Genomic DNA, 16896 nt, shown 5'->3' with positions numbered 1-16896 from the left:
TATGATCTACATAACAGGCGACATTCACGGTTCCATCAGTGTGGCCAGCCGTTTTAATTCAAGGAATTTCCCTGAAGGCAGGACGCTGACGAAGCAGGATTATGTCATAATCGTAGGGGATTTCGGCTTGTTGTGGGCAGATGATGCGGAGGATCGCTTTTGGCTAAAATGGCTGACTGAGAAACCATGGACCACCCTGTTCATTGATGGGAATCATGAGAACTTTGATCTGCTTGAATCCTATCCCGTATCCGAATGGAACGGCGGTCGGGTGCATCACATTACTCCTAGTATCATTCATTTAATGCGCGGCCAAGTCTTTGAGATTGAAGGCAAGAGCTTTTTCACCTTTGGCGGGGCGGCTTCACATGACAAGGAGTACAGGAAGGCTGGTGTATCCTGGTGGGAACGCGAAATGCCAAGCCTGGAAGAATACCAGGAAGGCATCCGCAATCTGGAAAAGAACCAGTGGAGAGTGGACTATGTGTTGACGCACACTTGCTCCTATGATGCGCTTCAGTGGATCAAAGGGCGCTATCATACGAATGTGGAAGCAGATCCAATACATACGTATTTCAACGAAATTAAGTTCAAACTGCATTATGGGAAATGGTACTTTGGGCATTTTCATCATTATGCAGAGCTGCCGGATGAACAGGTGTTGTTGTATGAGGACAGGGTAAGATTAGATGAGCAGAGGAAAGGTGAGCTGAGATGAGCAAAGAGGTTAAGTTGGATTTGAGCCGTATCGTGTTTATTGGACGTACATTTGAAGAATATATGTCCATGTTTAACTTAACACAGGCGGAATTGAAGGGACGGTCCATTCTGGATTGCCCCGCTGGAGCATGTTCGTTCACGGCGCACGCGAATAAACAGGGTGCCGATGTAACGGCAACGGATATCGCTTATTTTCATGATTATGAGGATCTTCACACAAAAGGCCTGAAAGACTTGGAACACGCCATGACCAAAATGGAAAGTGCCCAAACCAACTACGTATGGGATTATTTCCAATCCGTTGACGAACTGAAACAACATCGATCCCGCGCCTTAACTGATTGTGCAGAGGATATGAAAAAACATCCCGAGCGTTACATTGCATCCGCATTGCCCTCGCTCCCATTCAAGAATAAGCAATTTGATATGACACTGTCTGCACACTTTTTGTTTATGTATTCAGATCGTCTGGATTTTGATTTCCATAGGAAGGCGATTCAAGAGTTACTTCGGGTAACCAAACAGGAAATTCGGATTTTTCCTTTAGTCAGCCTTTCAGGAGAGAGATATCGTCAATTGGATGAGCTGCTCACCTTCTTACATCAACAGGGTTGTTCAACTGAAGAAATAACGGCCCGGTACGAGTTTCAAAAGGGAGCAAACAGCATGTTGAAGATCACTCTTTAGATAGCTTCGCCATACTTCCGCCATGTTCTGGTTCCATCTACTCTGACATAATACGGTAATAGAACAGAGGATGGTTTTACACCAGCTCTTAAGGAGGAATTGGCATGTTTCATAAAACAGTGACGCTGCAGCCTTTTGCAGATATTTCGATGTATACTAAAGGGTTCAAGATCGTCTCGGCTCAATTAGGTGGAGATGGCTGCGTATATGTCCTGCTGATTAACCAGATCCCGGAACGGAAACGAGGAATGTTCGTCCAACCGGCTCTGCAGCAACCGCATACCTACAAGGTTCTGATGGTAGAAAGTAAAGATTATATCGATGAAATTACATTTCCGGATCAGCAGTTCAATTATCATTATGTTCAGCCCCTTCGCAGACATCTCCTGCTGGTTGGAGCGCGCTGCTCGTATTATGGTGCAGGCAGATATGATCTGAACGCCAAAGTGTGTGATTATACAGGACGTACCGTTCGTGAGTTCCTGCTTGGAGACGGGATTCAGAATGTTCAAGTGACGGAGAAAGGCACCATCTGGACCAGTTATTTTGACGAAGGCGTGTTCGGGAACAACGGGTGGGATCAGCCTGTCGGTGAACACGGCCTGGTGGCCTGGGATGAGCATGGCAACAAAGTATACGAAGATCATGTATCGGATATTGCCGATTGTTACGCTTTGAATGTTGTCCGTGAAGAGGAGGTCTGGTTTTACTATTATACGGACTTTTTGCTCGGCTGTATCTCAGGCGGACCCACTCAGCCCAAGGTCACATTTATCAATCCTGAGCTTTCCGGTTCGGCCGGGTTCTGCACAGATGGTTATCACTTCTTGTTCGATGGCGGTTACGGCAAACACGGAGACTATTATATCAAAAAACATGAAAAAGCAAGCATGACCAAAGGGCATAAGATACAGTTTCTGAATGAAAAATCCGAGCCGCTTGTGCCAGTCACGCAAGATTTTCGGGAAGATCTTGTGCTGTTCTGTGCAGATGATATGTTGTATCAGGTATCGGTTAAAGAATTGCTGTGATGCTGCGGGTACCTTATGATTGTAATACAATAAGGAATTGAGGCTATGGTTTCGTTTCCAATCAAAACTTTTGTAGTTTAATAGGAGTGAATTCAGTGAAATTAGAAGATTACGCATGGAATAAACATGAGCAAAAATTAAAAGAAGAACAAACAGAATTCAAGCATAGTAAACCTAAAATAAAAATTATAGATAACACCGAATTGCGCAATAAAATTGAAGAGGCTCTTGAAAAAATTCCGCAGAAGTTAGTTGCTCAATGGACTTTAAAAGTAGCAACTCCGTACTTGGATTACTTAGATGACCATTTAAAAAATGACTCACGAATACATTTAGGGATAGAAACTTTACAAAAACGAATAGACGGAAGCATTAGAGCCTCCGATTTACGGAAAGTTGGATTTGTAGTCAATGAATTGGCGAAAGAATCCAAATCAGACGTTAGCAAGTATTCTGCACGTTCATTTGCCCAAGCCATTGCAACAGGACATATGAGAGGACATGCTTTAGTTAGCAGTGATTACGCAATAAAGGCAACAAATGTATTAACTGATAACTCCACAGATTCTTCAACAAAGGAGAGGGAAAGACAATTGAATTTAATACATGAAGTAATTCTAACGCCTCCAGATCTTAAAGCTTGAAGCATTACACCGAAGAAGGTATGCTGCCGATAGGCCTCGGATGAAACTTTCTTAGCATGTGACACGTACACCATAGGGGGATTGCATTATGCGGAAATTGAGGGCTTCAACTTCTATTGAGTATAAGATCACTTTCGAGGACTATGTAAAATAATACGTATGTAGAATGAGGTGAACGATATGATGATACTGCCTGTTATAATTTTTATCTTAGTATTTGTACCTTCCATTGTATTCATCGTGAGTATGCCTTATTTAACAAAAGAGACGATTAGTTTCGGAGTCACCGTCAACGCTGTCCAATTCCACAGTGAGCCGCTGCGTCAGATGCGGAAGTCGTATGCTAGGATTAGTGCAATTTTACATACCATCCTGTTCATAGTTGGCATCCTATGCCTAATCTACAGCGATGAACATTCGAGGCAAATCAGTTGGGTCATTATCTCCTATGCACTAGCCATCCTCGTAATCTCCCTGGTTATTAACTTTAGGTATCATTTGAAAATGAAAAGCGTACTGCCTATGCTGCCTGCTGCTCCCGAATCATCGGTCATGGAACCAGGATTGCGGAACGGAAATGTTGGCCTGCCCAGTCATTGGTTCCTCATTCATGCTGTTATTGTTGTGGTTAGTATTGTAACAGTGCTGCGCAACTATGATCTGATTCCTGACCAGCTTCCGGTCCATTTCAACGGCAGTTGGACCGTAGATCGCTATATAGATAAATCTTATAGTATCGTGTTTATGCCTACGATCATGCAGGTGTTAGGAATCCTTCTGTTCATATATGAATATTGGAGAATGCGCAGAGGGAAGCAGCAGGTTAGGGAAGACTTAACTTACCGCCGTGCCTGGTCGAATTTTATGATTACAGCAAGCTTCTTGTTCGTTATCCTGTTATCCGTAGTGCAGCTAAATATGACGTCTCTGCTTAATATTAATTTTGTTATCCCCGTTGTCCTAAGCATAATTTCCTTTATCATCCTATACGCCTGCGCCTTAACGTACTGGGCTGGTCAGCGCGAAAGCCGCTAGATATGAGCAGATGGTTGAGCGCTGGATCAGCCACACCTCAAATTCTGAGTACCGCTGATCCAACACGCTCCAACGTAACGAAGCTGCTTCTACCTACAGCCCAATGTTATTTCCTCAAGCTTAATCCTCAATTTGCCTACCGCTTCTTCACCGGCACCCATACTTCAACTTCGGCATCCATTGAGTTGCCATTGGTTAGTACCTCCGCGATCGGGTGTCCGGTATACACATACTCATAATTATCGTTCAGGATGGAACCGAATGCCTCATCCTCCAGCCGGTCAAACGCAAGGCGCGACAACCCGCCCTGACCTGACAACACCAAATACTCTCCTCCTGGAAAAAGCACTTCAACCGCTGCATCCGGCTGGGGCCTGGGCGACTGAACTCCTGCAACATACAGGATCTTTCCATCTTCCTGGGCAATGGCGGCGAAGCCGTAGGGACTCTCAGATAAGGGACGCAGGGAGGCCATGGAGCCGTTCTCCAGCGTGCTTTTGAAAAAAGCCGTTTTGAGCGGAGAATACGCTGGATCGTGCACTGCTCCATCTTCACTTAGGGTGGCCTTGAACCCAATGATGCGGAATGCTTCCTTCGTTTCAATTCTGGTCGAAATCATGACAATGTACCTCCTGGATAGTGGGATTGGTGTATTCCAAGCAAGCATAATCTACCAACTGTGACACCTGTATGGCATACTTGATTAGAGGTGGTCATCATGAAAATGGATCGCTTGATTGCGCTAATTATGATCCTGCTGGAGCATGAGCAGATTAGTGCGCGCGAGTTAGCAGAGCGTCTCGAAGTCAGCAGACGAACGATTTACCGGGATATTGAAACGCTGAATAGAGCCGGCCTGCCCATCTATACGCTTATGGGAGCGTGGGGCGGTGTCGGCTTGATGAAATCCTACAAAGTGGGCAAAACCCTGTTCACCCCGCAAGAAATTCAGAACCTGCAGAATGGATTGCACAGCTACAAGCAGCTTTTTGGAAGAAGGGAAATGGTGTATGTAGCGGAGAAGTTGAACGCTCTCTACCCGGACAATGCAGAGGGCCAGCCGAATGCGCCGTTCGTCATGGATCTGTCCTTGAATCAAGGAAACGAGTCGCTGCGCAGCCTGTTCGGGATGATCGAGACGGCGATGAATGAGCACGCTGTGCTGGCTTTTGCGTATACGGATGCGCGGGGGCAGAGCAGTGAACGGCGGGTGGAGCCGTATCAGGTGGTTTTCAAGGAGAGGAGCTGGTACTTGCAAGCCTATTGTCTCGATAAGCAGGACTACCGTATCTTCAAGCTGGCCAGAATGAGCGGTCTCCAAGTGACGAAGGAGCAGTTCGTTCCGAGAGCATTCACCCCTCTCCCCATGGACGGAGGAGATTGGCTGAACCAGGGATGGGTGGAGGTTACGGTCCGGCTGGACCGCTCTGTCATGGATCGGGTGATCGAACGGTTCGGCGCCGACCATATCCTGCGGGTGGATGAACACCACTGCTGGGCCAAGTATCCTATTATTGCGAATGACTATGGCTACGACCGGCTGCTTGCCTTTGGAGATAAATGTGAAGTGCTGGGGCCGCCAGAGATACGAAATGGGTTCAAGGCATATGTGCGGGGGATTATGAGGAAGTATGAGGGGGATTAGCGGTAGATTGGTGAGCGTGGAGGGATGAGATTTCCACATGAAGGTGAATTAAGTTGAACTGGAGGATGCGGATGATGGGGGATGCCGGGATGGTGGAGAAGAAGATTGGAGCGAGCGATTATCTGTCTTTAGCATTGTATGCGTTTGCAGGGTTTGGTCTTGAAGTGGTATTGTTGATGATATTACCATCCGTCTTGGGGGTGAAAAGTTCTGATTATACGCTCCTTCATCAATGTATTCATTGGGGAATTACCTGCTTGTTGTGGGGGAGTATGGCCGTATTTCTGATCCAGCTCTCCAAGCGGAAACACGATTTTGACATCATGAAGTTGAACGCTACACCGGACGCCAGGGGGTGGTTGCTCGCGATTGTGGTTTCGGTGATCGCCATTGCAGCGACTACTGTCGTATGGGAGGGCTTTAAGCCGGTTCAGGAGTACAAGGACGCGGTAAGATTCGTTTTTCAGAATATCTATTACTTATTCGAAGCGGCTCTGATCCTGCTGACGATTGCGTTTGGGCAGAAATTCGGTGAGACGCTTTTCAAAAGAGACGGTCTGCCCTACGGCGGGATGTTCCTCGCACTCACTTGGGGCCTGATTCACATTCTGCTCCAGGGCGGACCGACGGGGATTTATGCGTTCTTCATGTCACTACTTTACGGAACGATATACATAATATTGAGAAAGAATGTGCGGTATTCGTATTTGGTGATTGCGGTTGTGTTTATTTTGTGAGGCAGGCTTGGGGAGGGGCTAGGGTGAATGAAATGAAGTATTCGATTTGGATTGAAAGTGACACTAGGTTGTGAAAAACTATTTTATGAGGAGTAGTCGCATGTTTACAGATCTTATTCACAGACTTGGCCTTTCATTGCCTGTTGCATTAGTTGAGGAGTTGGAGCTGCACAAGGAGAAACAAAAGGATCAAAACTACTTTTTGAGATTAATGGAAGCTGACGAAATTGTTGAATTAGTTGATTATATGTCCAAAATAGAGGCTTATCGGGATATGATTCCTTTGTGGAGTGACGATCATTCAAACTATATTGGCTTGTACGTACAAGGCGCATGCAAATACAGGATATGTTATATCGATCATGAGGAAACGGATGTATCTCCGGCCTTTAGAAGTATACGTTCATTTATAACGAAAATCGAAGAATATCCTGATCTGGATTGGCATGATTTGAATAAAGACTATCCAGCAGAATTTGAAGTTAGTCAAACTGAAATGAATGAAGACCTCGCTTGTATTGACGAGTTGAATCGAATGATAAGCTCTGACCAACTTATAAGCGATGATATTCGCTGTCAGTATATTTTTTCGATTATGGCATTAACGCCAAAAGGAAATCTTAATTCCATCATAAAATATCTAGACGATGAAGATATGTTTGTTCAAGAAAGAGCATGTGAGATTATTGGATTTCATACTTATATACCAGCTAAGGAAAAGCTGGTGAAGATCTCCAAAAACGGAATGCATAATGGGAAAATAGCAGCCAAAAGAGCATTAGAAAGGATAAGGGAAGACCGAAAAAATGAAATTTAAAAGCTCTGAATTGCTCTGTAAATCGACTCGAACTACTAGGAAATAGTGTACACAAAAGTGGATTTATAAATGAGATAAGAACTAAAATTATTGAATTTATTAAGGAGATTCAAGCGATAAACAGTGAACTTTTGAAATCTGTTTATTTTTCTAAGTTGTTGGGGTTTTGTGACAATCATAATAAAGGAGATACAACATGCTACCATCACTAACGTTTCTAAAACATCAATTAGAGGGAATTCTACGTAATAAATTTGCACAGGGGCATCAAACCTCCGGTTTTTTGGCCCGGTTGGAACAGCTTCCGGCAAGCTATGATGCTTTTCTGGAATTCGCCCATAGCTTGGCTGACATTCCAATGCGGGACAACTGGCCCTACTATGAGCCGGACGATTTGGAGGAGATATGGCGGGAATGCGACCCGGATAGACCTTTAGGCCAGATCGGAGTCTTGAATCTGAAGGACAGTGCCAAGCGTGTAGAGGCAGGCTTCCTCGCTTCAGTCTGTGGTTCAATGCTGGGCAAGCCGATCGAGGTCAATCCCACGTTGTCGGAATTACGTCAATCGTTAACCGCTGTGGGGGAATGGCCGCTGAATGATTATATTTCGGAAGAAGCTCTCCATGCGTTGGATCGTCGTCATTGGTCCTGGTTCGAGACGACGCGGGGGCGGATTCGCTATGTGGCACCAGATGATGATATCAACTACACCTTAATGGGAATGATGGCGTTAGAGCAATTCGGCGAAGGTTTTACGAAAAGGAACCTAAGAGATTTATGGATAAATCATCTCCCGATAAGTACAACATGGGGGCCGGAGAGGGCCATCCTGGTTCGTTCGGGGATTAGCTATTTGGAGCATGACAGAGAAGTATTCAATCATTCTGAAATAGAGGCTTGGCCCGACTTCCTGGTGCAAGATACCGAATTATGCGGGGCGGCGATTCGTGCAGATGCTTACGGCTATGCCTCTCCTGGTCAACCCGCTCTTGCGGCCGAGCTGGCTTGGCGTGATGCCAGTTTTACACATCGGCGGACGGGAATCTATGCCACGATGTTCATTGCCGCTGCAATTGCTGCCGCACATGTGCTGAGCGATCGGCTTGAAATCATAAGAACTGCACTGCAATTCGTGCCTAGAAGGAGCCGCTTCTATGAGATTATTGCGGATTGCCTGCAGATCGTGGCGAATGCAGATAACTGGCTGGACGCTTATCAGAGCATTCATCAGAAGTACGCGAATTACTGCCACTGTCATGTGTACCAGGAAATCGGCACCTTGATAAATACATTTCGCTTTGCTGACAATGCCGGAGACGGAATATGCAAGCAGGTCATGCAAGGCAACGATACCGACAGCTTCGGAGCAACTGCTGGCTCGCTGCTCGGGGTGTATTTCGGTCCGGACAGCTTGGATGCGAGATGGCTTGAGCCTTTCCAGGACCGGATTCATACGGGCTTATCTTATTTTCATGAGCAACAACTCTCCCGTTTGGCTGAGCGCATAGGACGTTTGCCAGAGCTGTTGCACACCGGCCAGCAACGGATTCAACCCAGCGAGCTGTATGTGAACGAGAATTTGGGGATTTGAATTGTTTTGAAGGGTAGGGGAGCGTGGGAATGCAAAGAGTACTTAAGGATGTTGTCAAAGACACCATAGCTCCTTTGTTTAAAGGAGAAGGATTTATGAGGCGGGGCAATAACTTTGCCCGTATTTTGCTTAACTTCTCTGTGACAGCGAACATTCAGGCATCCAAGTGGAACACGCAAGATGAGGTTGAATTCTGTTTCAATACTGGAATCTATATGGAGGAATTATTCGGAAGAGTTTATCTCTACCGAAAACAAGAGAATCGCGACTCGCCGCAAGTGTGGGGAGTGTATAGATAAACCATTGACTTAATTTTAATGATTTATATGACAAATTGACGGTACTGTGAAGTACTAGGAAAAGGTGGCTATTAAATGAATAATAGAATTTCTAAGAATATTAAATTTAACAAAATGAGGAACAATAACATTTATTCTGGATGTATACATAAAAATGAATTCTGTGATAAAGAGATAAGCAGAGCACACTCTATCCAAAATAATGGAATTTTAAGTAAAATATCACGTCATGGAAAAGTAATGGCCCTTGATTTTTCCAAAATTTATTTAAACAATGGTGAATTTACACTTAATGAAGTCGGAAGAAATAAAGCATCCACTTTTACAGGATTTTGTAACAAACATGATTCTGAAATTTTTAGACCAATAGACTCTAATAAGTATGAAGAGGGCAATTTCGAACATAATTTTTTGTTTGCATATAGAGCTTTTGCCCTTAGTTATTATGAAAGATATAGTTCCTATCAACTAATGGGAGCAAAATTAGAGGAAAACTCAAATCTGTATCAATCAGAATTAGGTGAAAGGTATACGCTATATGGTAGTCATCTAGATGACATCGAGAAAATTAGATTGGTAATGAACAATAACTTAGATAATAAAAGATTCGATAGAATTACAACGAATGTCTTGGTTTGGCCAGATGAGTATGGTATTGCATCAACTTCTATGTTTTTTATTGTTAAGGATAATCTTGGAAGAACAATAAACAAAATGAGTACTCATTATTCGCCATTCTTTTTCACGTTGTTTCCACAATCAGGTAAGACCTATGTATTATTGAGTTACTATACTAAGAGTAAATTTAAATATCATTTTGTCAAAGAAGAAATTATGAATATGCCAATTGAAGAACAAAAAGTAGCGATTTCCAATCTAATTGCTATATATATTGAGAATATTTTTATATCTCCCGAATATTGGGATAATATCCCAGAAGACATAAAAATGAAGTATTATGATATCTTTAATAAGACAATGGGAGGAAATAAACCGGCTAAATTAATTGCATTTAAAGACTTTAACTTGTTTGTGTGACGTGGGTAAAATAATACTGAATATTCTGGTAGTAATTCATTTTATGTGTATAGTTAATTTTAACTTTCCTTAGTGATAACAAGGATTGGAAAAATACTTTAACGGTTATTCGTTATAAAACTAGTACTTCATCAATCTTTAAACTGTGGGTAAAGACGTTTTAATTTGACTCGGGCGTCTTTGGTGGTGAATTGCCAATCGACTCCTTTTTGGCATTGATTGCGTCCTTGCTCCCAAGCAGAAAGTTCTTCAGATAATTGGGCGATGCCTGGAATCCGACGACCTAAACACTGGCCTGACAGGACACTGAGCTCAATTTCTGCGATATTTAACCAGCTCCCATGCTTTGGCGTGTAGTGAATCTCCAATCGTTTGGTGAGCGAACGCGCAGTCTCCGGATCAAAAGCTTGGTAAAGCGAAGCAATACTGTGTGTATTCAAGTTATCCATGACCAGCTTGACAGTTGGAGCTTCATGATAGTGAATTTCTAACAACTCACGCACCTCTTGCGCCCAATCGACTCGGGTTCGACGTTCACGTACGTTCACATGCCTCCATCCAGCTAAGGGCTCCGTAAAAATGAAGATGCTACATGTCCCCTTGCGGAGGTATTCATTGTCCTCTCGTTCCACTTTAGCAGGCTTCATGGGAATCGGTTGTTGGGCTTCATCCAAAAGCTGGTACGGCTTCTCGTCCATACAGATGACCGGACAATGCGGGTCATACGGTTGTTGGTACACGTCCAGAACGTCTTCCATGGCGGCGACAAAGGCCGCATTTTGCTCCGGAGGAATACACCAGCATTTCCGAAGATGGGGTTTAAGTTCGTTTTTTTAACACGTGTCTGACCGTCTCGTGAGAAATGCTGTCAATATAATGTAGTTCAACTGCTTTTTGTGCCAACAGACTGAGAGACCACGTACTTCGCCCAGCAGGAGGCGTACTGCAACTGAGTGCAATAATCTTTGCCTCCACTTCTACAGTGATTTTAGGGGGATTCTCGGAGGGGTTATCCTTTTCTTTCGCTGAACCGTCGCTTCCCACCCCAACTCGGCATATGTTTTTCGGACCTTGTAGATCGTATTGGGGTGGACCTGTAAATGTTGGGCGATCTCAAATTCTTTTAAGGGGCCTCCCGGACGATCCTCATCGGCCTCTAGTAAAATGTAAGCTCGTCGGATGGCTTTGGCCGAATGCTTTCCTTGGGATACAAAAGTTCGCAGAGCGGAACGTTCTTCGCCTGTTAAGTGCAAGGGATATTGTGTGCTTCGCATGGGTGTTTTCCTCTTTTTAGCAAAACTTTAAACGATTTTTCTTTTTCATACTATTAAGTTTGATACAGTACTAGGCCTCATTGAATTCGAAGCAGAAGCAGATAGTGGATTATTTGAACGAAAAAGTATTTATATTTCAGTGAGAATATATGTTAAATGAAAAGGGCAACGAAATTCAATGAAGAAGCAGAAAGGTTTAATTAATGGTGCATTGGAAGGCATGCAAATTATGCAAATTATCTAATATTTTATCCAACCACATGGCAAGAACAATTTGAGAGGCAAAAGTTTATGCTGAGAGAAAGTATTGCATAATTATTTACTCGCTTACTATTAATATTATTAAAATCAGTTTGATTATATTTATACAGAAGGTGAAAAGGATGCTAGGTTGGTTTAAAAAAAGAAAAAGTGATAAAAGTAATGAACAATCTTTGTGTTATCTCGAAAGCCAAAAAAAACAGTATGAAAGAATGCTTCGTTTAGCTAATTCAATATTCAAAAAAGCAGATACACACCAGATAAAAGATGGCTATAAACATCCTATACTTGGTTTCGTAAAACTACTTGGAATGAAATTACAAACAGCATACATCACTAATTTACTTTATGATGATGATCATAGTGAATTGAAAGAATATCCTAGCATCACACCCTGGTTACCGTTTTTCGGTTTATCTGAAAAAGTATCTTTAGATGGGAAAACTATGTACGATATGATTTACCATAAGAAAGAGAATAGGAATGTAGAAGTGGATCTTATTAAAGATTTAGTATTACCTTGGCCTTGGAATGTTTCTCGATACTTGGATTCAATTTCGTCAATAGGCGAATCAAAGCCGTGGGGAAAGTGGTGTGAAGATACCTTAAATCATCGAGTTAATATGTTGTTGCCCATGGGAATTTGTTTTGTAGAAGGAGGTAATCATTCAATTACCTCGGGAATTATTCATGGAGAAGGAACGTTAATAGCTAAAAATGTGTATGACTTTAGCGGTGTTTATAAGTATGTATATACTGATGGACTTCAATACAAAAGAGTGGAAGATGATTCTGTGATTTCAAATGTTGTGAATATTGAATTCGCAGTTATATTTGAGATTGGGAGAATGATGCTAGAAAGGGGAGTATCTAGGTGAAACATAATAAAGGGCGGGGAAATAATAGTATTACATTTCCTGAAAAAATAATTTTATTATATAGTTGGAACTAAAAAGTCTTCGTGCCTTAACCATTGGAGTTGATCGATATATTATACAACATTGAAAATGATTATTTACATTAAAAATATTTAAGTATATTTATTGTATAATAAAATTCTTTCTTAATTATGCAATGTGCTTCCCGCTGAGCCCTCCCCCACCAAATGGAAACTATCCCTAGACAACACTTTATTCAAATTATCCAAAATGAGGGGACACCTAGTGACGACTCTTAAAGCATCCAATAGATTAACGAACGAAAAATCGCCCTACCTGCTGCAACACGCCCACAACCCGGTGGACTGGTATCCATTGGGAGAGGAGGCTTTTGCCAAAGCGCAGGCGGAGAACAAGCCGATTTTTTTATTCGTCGGCTATTCAACCTGCTATTAATGGGATGTTCGCTTGAATCAATTGTCCAAAGCTTCAGCTGATGTTTTGGAAGGAGTTTTTAAGGACAACATTCTTATATTCTTCCAATTCATAATATAAATAGTATAATAAGAGGATGGTTTATAGGTACAATCGAGTCCTATATTTGTTCGTGTATTTTGTTCATAGGCGAATTTCATAATTATCACGTTATGCGAAACCTTTGTGAAAGTTAATGAAAACACTATGGGACTGATTTTATGGATCTCAAAGAAAAAAATGTACGAGTATCGGCATCTATGAGCTTGCCTTTAATAACCTCTAATTATGACTCTAAGAGATGGTTTGTAATCATTACATTGCAAAAAACAGTCGAATATTTTGACATTAAATTATTGAATCCAACTGGACTAAATATATCTAGTAATAAGGACTAATAGAACAGAGGGTATAGTGAGAGCTTTAAAACATCAAAATAACCAAAACGAATTAAAGCAAATCGATGAGGAAAAAAATCTCACAACAGAGTAATCACTCTGTGAACTTTTTAGCCCTTGATCTGTAAGAGGTGATACGAAGAAGTGAATCTAAACAATCTTGCAGGCAAAGTATTAGATCCAGAGCTAAACGGACTTTAAGCCTCTAGGAATCGTTAAAATACTGAGGGTGTTATTTGAAATTCGAATTCCATGTTAAGAGGTGATAACTGTGGTAAATATAGCACTAGACTACTTTGCTATAGAATGTGCTAATGGGCACCTAAATGAATGTATAAATAATGTATGCAAGGATTGCGGTATATCGCTTGAGAATCAACGACAATCTGTTGACCCTTATGTAGAATCTCGTAAGATCTTATTGGAGAATGTATTATCAAGTATTGAAATTAGTGAATCAGAATATAAAAAGTTGAAAAAAGATATAAGAAAAGGTATAAGAACTAAGAATTGCTATGAAAATGAAATAGAAAAACTTTCTGAGTATATCACTATACTAAGTAATGAATTAAGTTTTAGCATTTTCTACTCAATAAATATGACTCAAGAGGGGATTAAGTTAGTTGAAACGATTGGAATTATTAATGAAATAAAGACATTCATGGTTAAATTATATGATCTATTATGTGAAGTTACTTTATTTGAGCCTACTAAAGTATTTAGAAATGTTCACAAAAGGCTTCTACTTACAGTAATTTCTTATAAGGAGGCTGTTGTTGAACTAATCATGGCAACAATTGCTATGAACATTGACGATGCTATGATATTGAAAGATACTTCAGAGGTAAAGTTGAATAATTCAGCGCAAGAAATAACGATACTTGGAAGTATACTTGGTGCTTATAATATCGAAAATTTAACTGATTTGTTTCAGAATGGTGAGCTGAATTATTCAGCTATATTAGGAATGGTATGGCAAACATCCAATAAAGGAACTATCGAAGAGAGAATTAGTGATGTGTGCGAGCAAACAAGTTACTATTTTCGAACAATTTTATCTAGAGATAAAGAGCAATATTCAAAGGATGATTTATTAAGACTATCTGTCTACAAGTTTATTGGTACTATAGCATTTGATGATGAAAATTTTTTTAGAAAGGTAAGTACTGCATACAAAACTTATGAGAGAGCTTTCGAAAAGAATGATAGCTTAGTTGGGGAGTTTCTTAGCCGATACACTGAAAAATACAAGTATATGTCCCAAAAGTTAAGAGACCTTTCAGTTACATTTGGATTTGTTTTTGGTAATAATCCATCTGATCTTGTTCTTATTACAAATGCACTGAAATGGTATAAAGATCTATGTGAGGGAATGTATCGTGACTCCATGATTTTTCTATTATTAGCAAATTATATAGAAAGAGACAAGAGTTTTGATATTAATGAATTAATTGAATGGACCGGATTTGGTGATATTTGTGGTCAGTTTGCATCACAAACAAAATATAAACTTAATTACTTTGTCGAAGGTGTAGATAGTATCATACGTCATTCCGAAGCTCATGTAGATTACGATATAGATATCGACAGAAAAATGGTAATACTAAGGAACAGGCAAAAGAAAACTAAAACTATCTCCACTAAAGAGTATAGATTTGATGAATTCTTTGACCAGATGAATGTACTAGCTGAGACAGTATATTCATCAATTGCAGCGTTTACAGTATTTCTAATTAACAACAAGTATCAAATTTATAATGTAGATTCTTACTTTGAAGAAGATAAAGAGACAAATAAATTAGTTGGAGTATATGCGGTATTGAGTTTATACGGTATTGTAATAGATCAAGAGAACGAGAATGACAATGCAATGGAGTTATCCGGTGTGTACATTGGAGAAGTTGAACAGTTCTCGTTCGAATCGATTCGAGCGGCTTTTGCACCATTAGCTCAGGCAAAACCACATTTAACGGATGTTAAACTTGAATTGAGTGATCATAACGGAGGAAGGTTTGGGCATATTAAAGTCAGAACGGACTATATTATTAACTCAATTAATAAGAACGGAATCAAGAAACAGTGTTGGGTTTTAATGTATATGCTCTCTACCAAAATTGAAAGCATATATGAGCTTGATGAAGTAGAGAATAAGAACGATGATAAATTCATATCAGGTATTATTCAGCTCATATCTCCTACGTTAAAAGAAATTGATAACGAGAAAACAAGAATTATTCGAACTGGAGAAGTTTACACTAGTGGTTTTGCTTTGATAATTGATCAAACGAAATATGTTGAAATGATTGCAGGAGAATATTTAGGGCATTCAATACAGCCAAGGTTAATTCGCCATGTAATTCAAATTTTCAAAAATATTAATGCCGCAATAAATATAATTCTAGATTACAAATCTAAACCTAGTATTAACTTAGATCTAGAATTCAGGAAAATATCGAAAGAAATGATGAATATAGTACACTGCTATGAATACTTATTAGGAAAAATTAGTGAAATGGAGCTTTTTGTTAATTACTCAGAGGAAGGTAAGAATTTGTACAAGAACGTTACGCTAAATTCACCTTGCCCTTGTGGAAGTGGGGGGAAATACAAAAAATGTTGTAAAAAGTATATACTAACGAAATGAAACATCATATAACATTACAATTTCATATACTTCTTCCACTGACACAATCCTTGCGCAGCAAGGATATGTACAGCTTTCTCTGCTAAGGTATCGAAATAATCGGAAACTTTGTGTGAAATCCCTGTAGCCCATTGATATCAAAAAACTATTATTTGGTCAGATGAGTCATTTTAAAATTGAGTATATTTAGATATGAAATTAACTATAAGAAGAAGTAATTGGAAGATGAGATGTAAGTTACTGTTGGAGATTAAAGGACGACTAAAAATACTAGTGAAAATGAGAAATTCAACAATTTAAATATAATAACAAAATAAGGAATTTAACTTTGATAATGCCTTTATCAGTCTCTCTGTTAAGGGAATTGACGATAAAACTTCTATTTTCGGGTGGTATAGACATTTCTGATTTATTAATTAAGTTAGACTTCGGATAACATAATATTCAGACATCCATTATGTTCCCTCTTTTGGGGAAATAAAAGCATCAGAAACAAAACATACCTGGCATTCGCCAGGTGTCGTGAAAACAAGTGCTTTTTTCTAAATTATACTGAATGAGAGGGAAAGAATTTGAAACAATTTTTTAGTGATTTGTTTGATAAATTAATTAACTTTCACCATTGTTTTTTTTACAAGGGAAGGTTTACTTCAACGAGATTAGGAGATTTATTTTACATAATAATTGGGAGTATGATCGTTATTTATTTATTCGTTGGTGACA

The 16896-nt window shown here is 40.3% G+C and carries 15 protein-coding genes and 1 pseudogene; 14 read left to right on the top strand and 2 right to left on the bottom strand.

The features are described from left to right. The first annotated feature begins 1 nt into the window (after position 1). The 5 genes from MKY12_RS18050 to MKY12_RS18030 all read left to right on the top strand — a co-directional run bounded on the left by MKY12_RS18050 (position 2) and on the right by MKY12_RS18030 (position 4117). A complete protein-coding gene (locus MKY12_RS18050) occupies positions 2-718 on the top strand; it encodes a metallophosphoesterase family protein (protein ID WP_339249118.1) in 717 nt (238 codons plus the stop codon). Then, positions 715-1407 carry an SAM-dependent methyltransferase gene (locus MKY12_RS18045; protein ID WP_339249117.1) on the top strand — a complete coding sequence of 231 codons (693 nt, stop codon included), beginning with the start codon at positions 715-717 and terminating at the stop codon, positions 1405-1407. Before MKY12_RS18050 ends, MKY12_RS18045 begins: the two co-directional genes overlap by 4 nt. A 104-nt stretch (positions 1408-1511) precedes the next feature. Next, entirely contained in the window at positions 1512-2438 is a 927-nt protein-coding gene (locus tag MKY12_RS18040; RefSeq protein ID WP_339249116.1) for a hypothetical protein, read from the top strand. Positions 2439-2533: 95 nt separating this feature from the next. Next, positions 2534-3082: a putative immunity protein gene (locus tag MKY12_RS18035; protein WP_339249115.1), complete on the top strand. Its 549-nt coding sequence runs from the start codon at positions 2534-2536 to the stop codon at positions 3080-3082. A 180-nt stretch (positions 3083-3262) separates the two neighbouring features. Next, entirely contained in the window at positions 3263-4117 is an 855-nt protein-coding gene (locus MKY12_RS18030; protein WP_339249114.1) for a DUF1648 domain-containing protein, read from the top strand. 136 nt (positions 4118-4253) lie between these two features. Here MKY12_RS18030 and MKY12_RS18025 read toward each other — a convergent pair whose 3' ends face one another. Beyond that, complete coding sequence (locus MKY12_RS18025) at positions 4254-4736, bottom strand: effector binding domain-containing protein (RefSeq protein ID WP_339249113.1); 483 nt, start codon at positions 4734-4736, stop codon at positions 4254-4256. A 99-nt stretch (positions 4737-4835) separates the two neighbouring features. Here MKY12_RS18025 and MKY12_RS18020 point away from each other — a divergent pair, with 99 nt between their 5' ends. From MKY12_RS18020 to MKY12_RS17995, 6 genes are all read left to right on the top strand, one after another. Then, positions 4836-5762 (top strand): YafY family protein, encoded by a 927-nt coding sequence (locus MKY12_RS18020; protein WP_339249111.1) that lies wholly within the window; start codon positions 4836-4838, stop codon positions 5760-5762. A 71-nt stretch (positions 5763-5833) separates the two neighbouring features. Further along, positions 5834-6499 carry a hypothetical protein gene (locus tag MKY12_RS18015; protein ID WP_339310203.1) on the top strand — a complete coding sequence of 222 codons (666 nt, stop codon included), beginning with the start codon at positions 5834-5836 and terminating at the stop codon, positions 6497-6499. A gap of 100 nt (positions 6500-6599) precedes the next feature. Then, on the top strand, positions 6600-7316 hold the full coding sequence (locus MKY12_RS18010) for a HEAT repeat domain-containing protein (protein WP_339310201.1): 717 nt from the start codon (positions 6600-6602) through the stop codon (positions 7314-7316). A 196-nt stretch (positions 7317-7512) separates the two neighbouring features. Next, on the top strand, positions 7513-8907 hold the full coding sequence (locus tag MKY12_RS18005; RefSeq protein WP_339310199.1) for an ADP-ribosylglycohydrolase family protein: 1395 nt from the start codon (positions 7513-7515) through the stop codon (positions 8905-8907). A 29-nt stretch (positions 8908-8936) separates the two neighbouring features. Continuing rightward, entirely contained in the window at positions 8937-9206 is a 270-nt protein-coding gene (locus tag MKY12_RS18000) for a DUF4304 domain-containing protein (protein WP_339310198.1), read from the top strand. A 75-nt stretch (positions 9207-9281) separates the two neighbouring features. Continuing rightward, positions 9282-10244 (top strand): hypothetical protein, encoded by a 963-nt coding sequence (locus MKY12_RS17995; RefSeq protein ID WP_339310197.1) that lies wholly within the window; start codon positions 9282-9284, stop codon positions 10242-10244. 131 nt (positions 10245-10375) lie between these two features. Here the strand turns inward: MKY12_RS17995 and MKY12_RS17990 are convergent. Beyond that, positions 10376-11518: pseudogene (locus tag MKY12_RS17990) on the bottom strand (IS630 family transposase). A 383-nt stretch (positions 11519-11901) separates the two neighbouring features. Here MKY12_RS17990 and MKY12_RS17985 point away from each other — a divergent pair. The 3 genes from MKY12_RS17985 to MKY12_RS17975 all read left to right on the top strand — a co-directional run bounded on the left by MKY12_RS17985 (position 11902) and on the right by MKY12_RS17975 (position 16173). Next, on the top strand, positions 11902-12657 hold the full coding sequence (locus tag MKY12_RS17985; protein WP_339310196.1) for a DUF6710 family protein: 756 nt from the start codon (positions 11902-11904) through the stop codon (positions 12655-12657). A gap of 285 nt (positions 12658-12942) precedes the next feature. Further along, entirely contained in the window at positions 12943-13113 is a 171-nt protein-coding gene (locus tag MKY12_RS17980) for a DUF255 domain-containing protein (protein ID WP_339310194.1), read from the top strand. 687 nt (positions 13114-13800) lie between these two features. Beyond that, entirely contained in the window at positions 13801-16173 is a 2373-nt protein-coding gene (locus MKY12_RS17975; RefSeq protein WP_339310193.1) for an SEC-C metal-binding domain-containing protein, read from the top strand. The last annotated feature ends 723 nt before the right edge of the window (positions 16174-16896 follow it).

The organism is Paenibacillus sp. FSL M7-0896 (assembly GCF_037975415.1).
Classification (GTDB): Bacteria; Bacillota; Bacilli; order Paenibacillales; family Paenibacillaceae; genus Paenibacillus_AQ; species Paenibacillus_AQ silagei.
Note: the sequence above shows the minus strand (reverse complement) of the source record. Positions and strands in the feature narration are given on the sequence as shown.

What these genes read in the sequence shown, in the direction of transcription:
- MKY12_RS18045 (WP_339249117.1), top strand. Translation starts at nt 715, where the DNA reads ATGAGCAAAGAGGTTAAGTTGGATTTGAGCCGTATCGTGTTTATTGGA.
- MKY12_RS18010 (WP_339310201.1), top strand. Translation starts at nt 6,600, where the DNA reads ATGTTTACAGATCTTATTCACAGACTTGGCCTTTCATTGCCTGTTGCA.
- MKY12_RS18020 (WP_339249111.1), top strand. Translation starts at nt 4,836, where the DNA reads ATGAAAATGGATCGCTTGATTGCGCTAATTATGATCCTGCTGGAGCAT.
- MKY12_RS17995 (WP_339310197.1), top strand. Translation starts at nt 9,282, where the DNA reads ATGAATAATAGAATTTCTAAGAATATTAAATTTAACAAAATGAGGAAC.
- MKY12_RS18015 (WP_339310203.1), top strand. Translation starts at nt 5,834, where the DNA reads ATGATGGGGGATGCCGGGATGGTGGAGAAGAAGATTGGAGCGAGCGAT.
- MKY12_RS18030 (WP_339249114.1), top strand. Translation starts at nt 3,263, where the DNA reads ATGATGATACTGCCTGTTATAATTTTTATCTTAGTATTTGTACCTTCC.
- MKY12_RS17985 (WP_339310196.1), top strand. Translation starts at nt 11,902, where the DNA reads ATGCTAGGTTGGTTTAAAAAAAGAAAAAGTGATAAAAGTAATGAACAA.
- MKY12_RS18000 (WP_339310198.1), top strand. Translation starts at nt 8,937, where the DNA reads ATGCAAAGAGTACTTAAGGATGTTGTCAAAGACACCATAGCTCCTTTG.
- MKY12_RS18050 (WP_339249118.1), top strand. Translation starts at nt 2, where the DNA reads ATGATCTACATAACAGGCGACATTCACGGTTCCATCAGTGTGGCCAGC.
- MKY12_RS18025 (WP_339249113.1), bottom strand. Translation starts at nt 4,736, where the DNA reads ATGATTTCGACCAGAATTGAAACGAAGGAAGCATTCCGCATCATTGGG.
- MKY12_RS18040 (WP_339249116.1), top strand. Translation starts at nt 1,512, where the DNA reads ATGTTTCATAAAACAGTGACGCTGCAGCCTTTTGCAGATATTTCGATG.
- MKY12_RS18005 (WP_339310199.1), top strand. Translation starts at nt 7,513, where the DNA reads ATGCTACCATCACTAACGTTTCTAAAACATCAATTAGAGGGAATTCTA.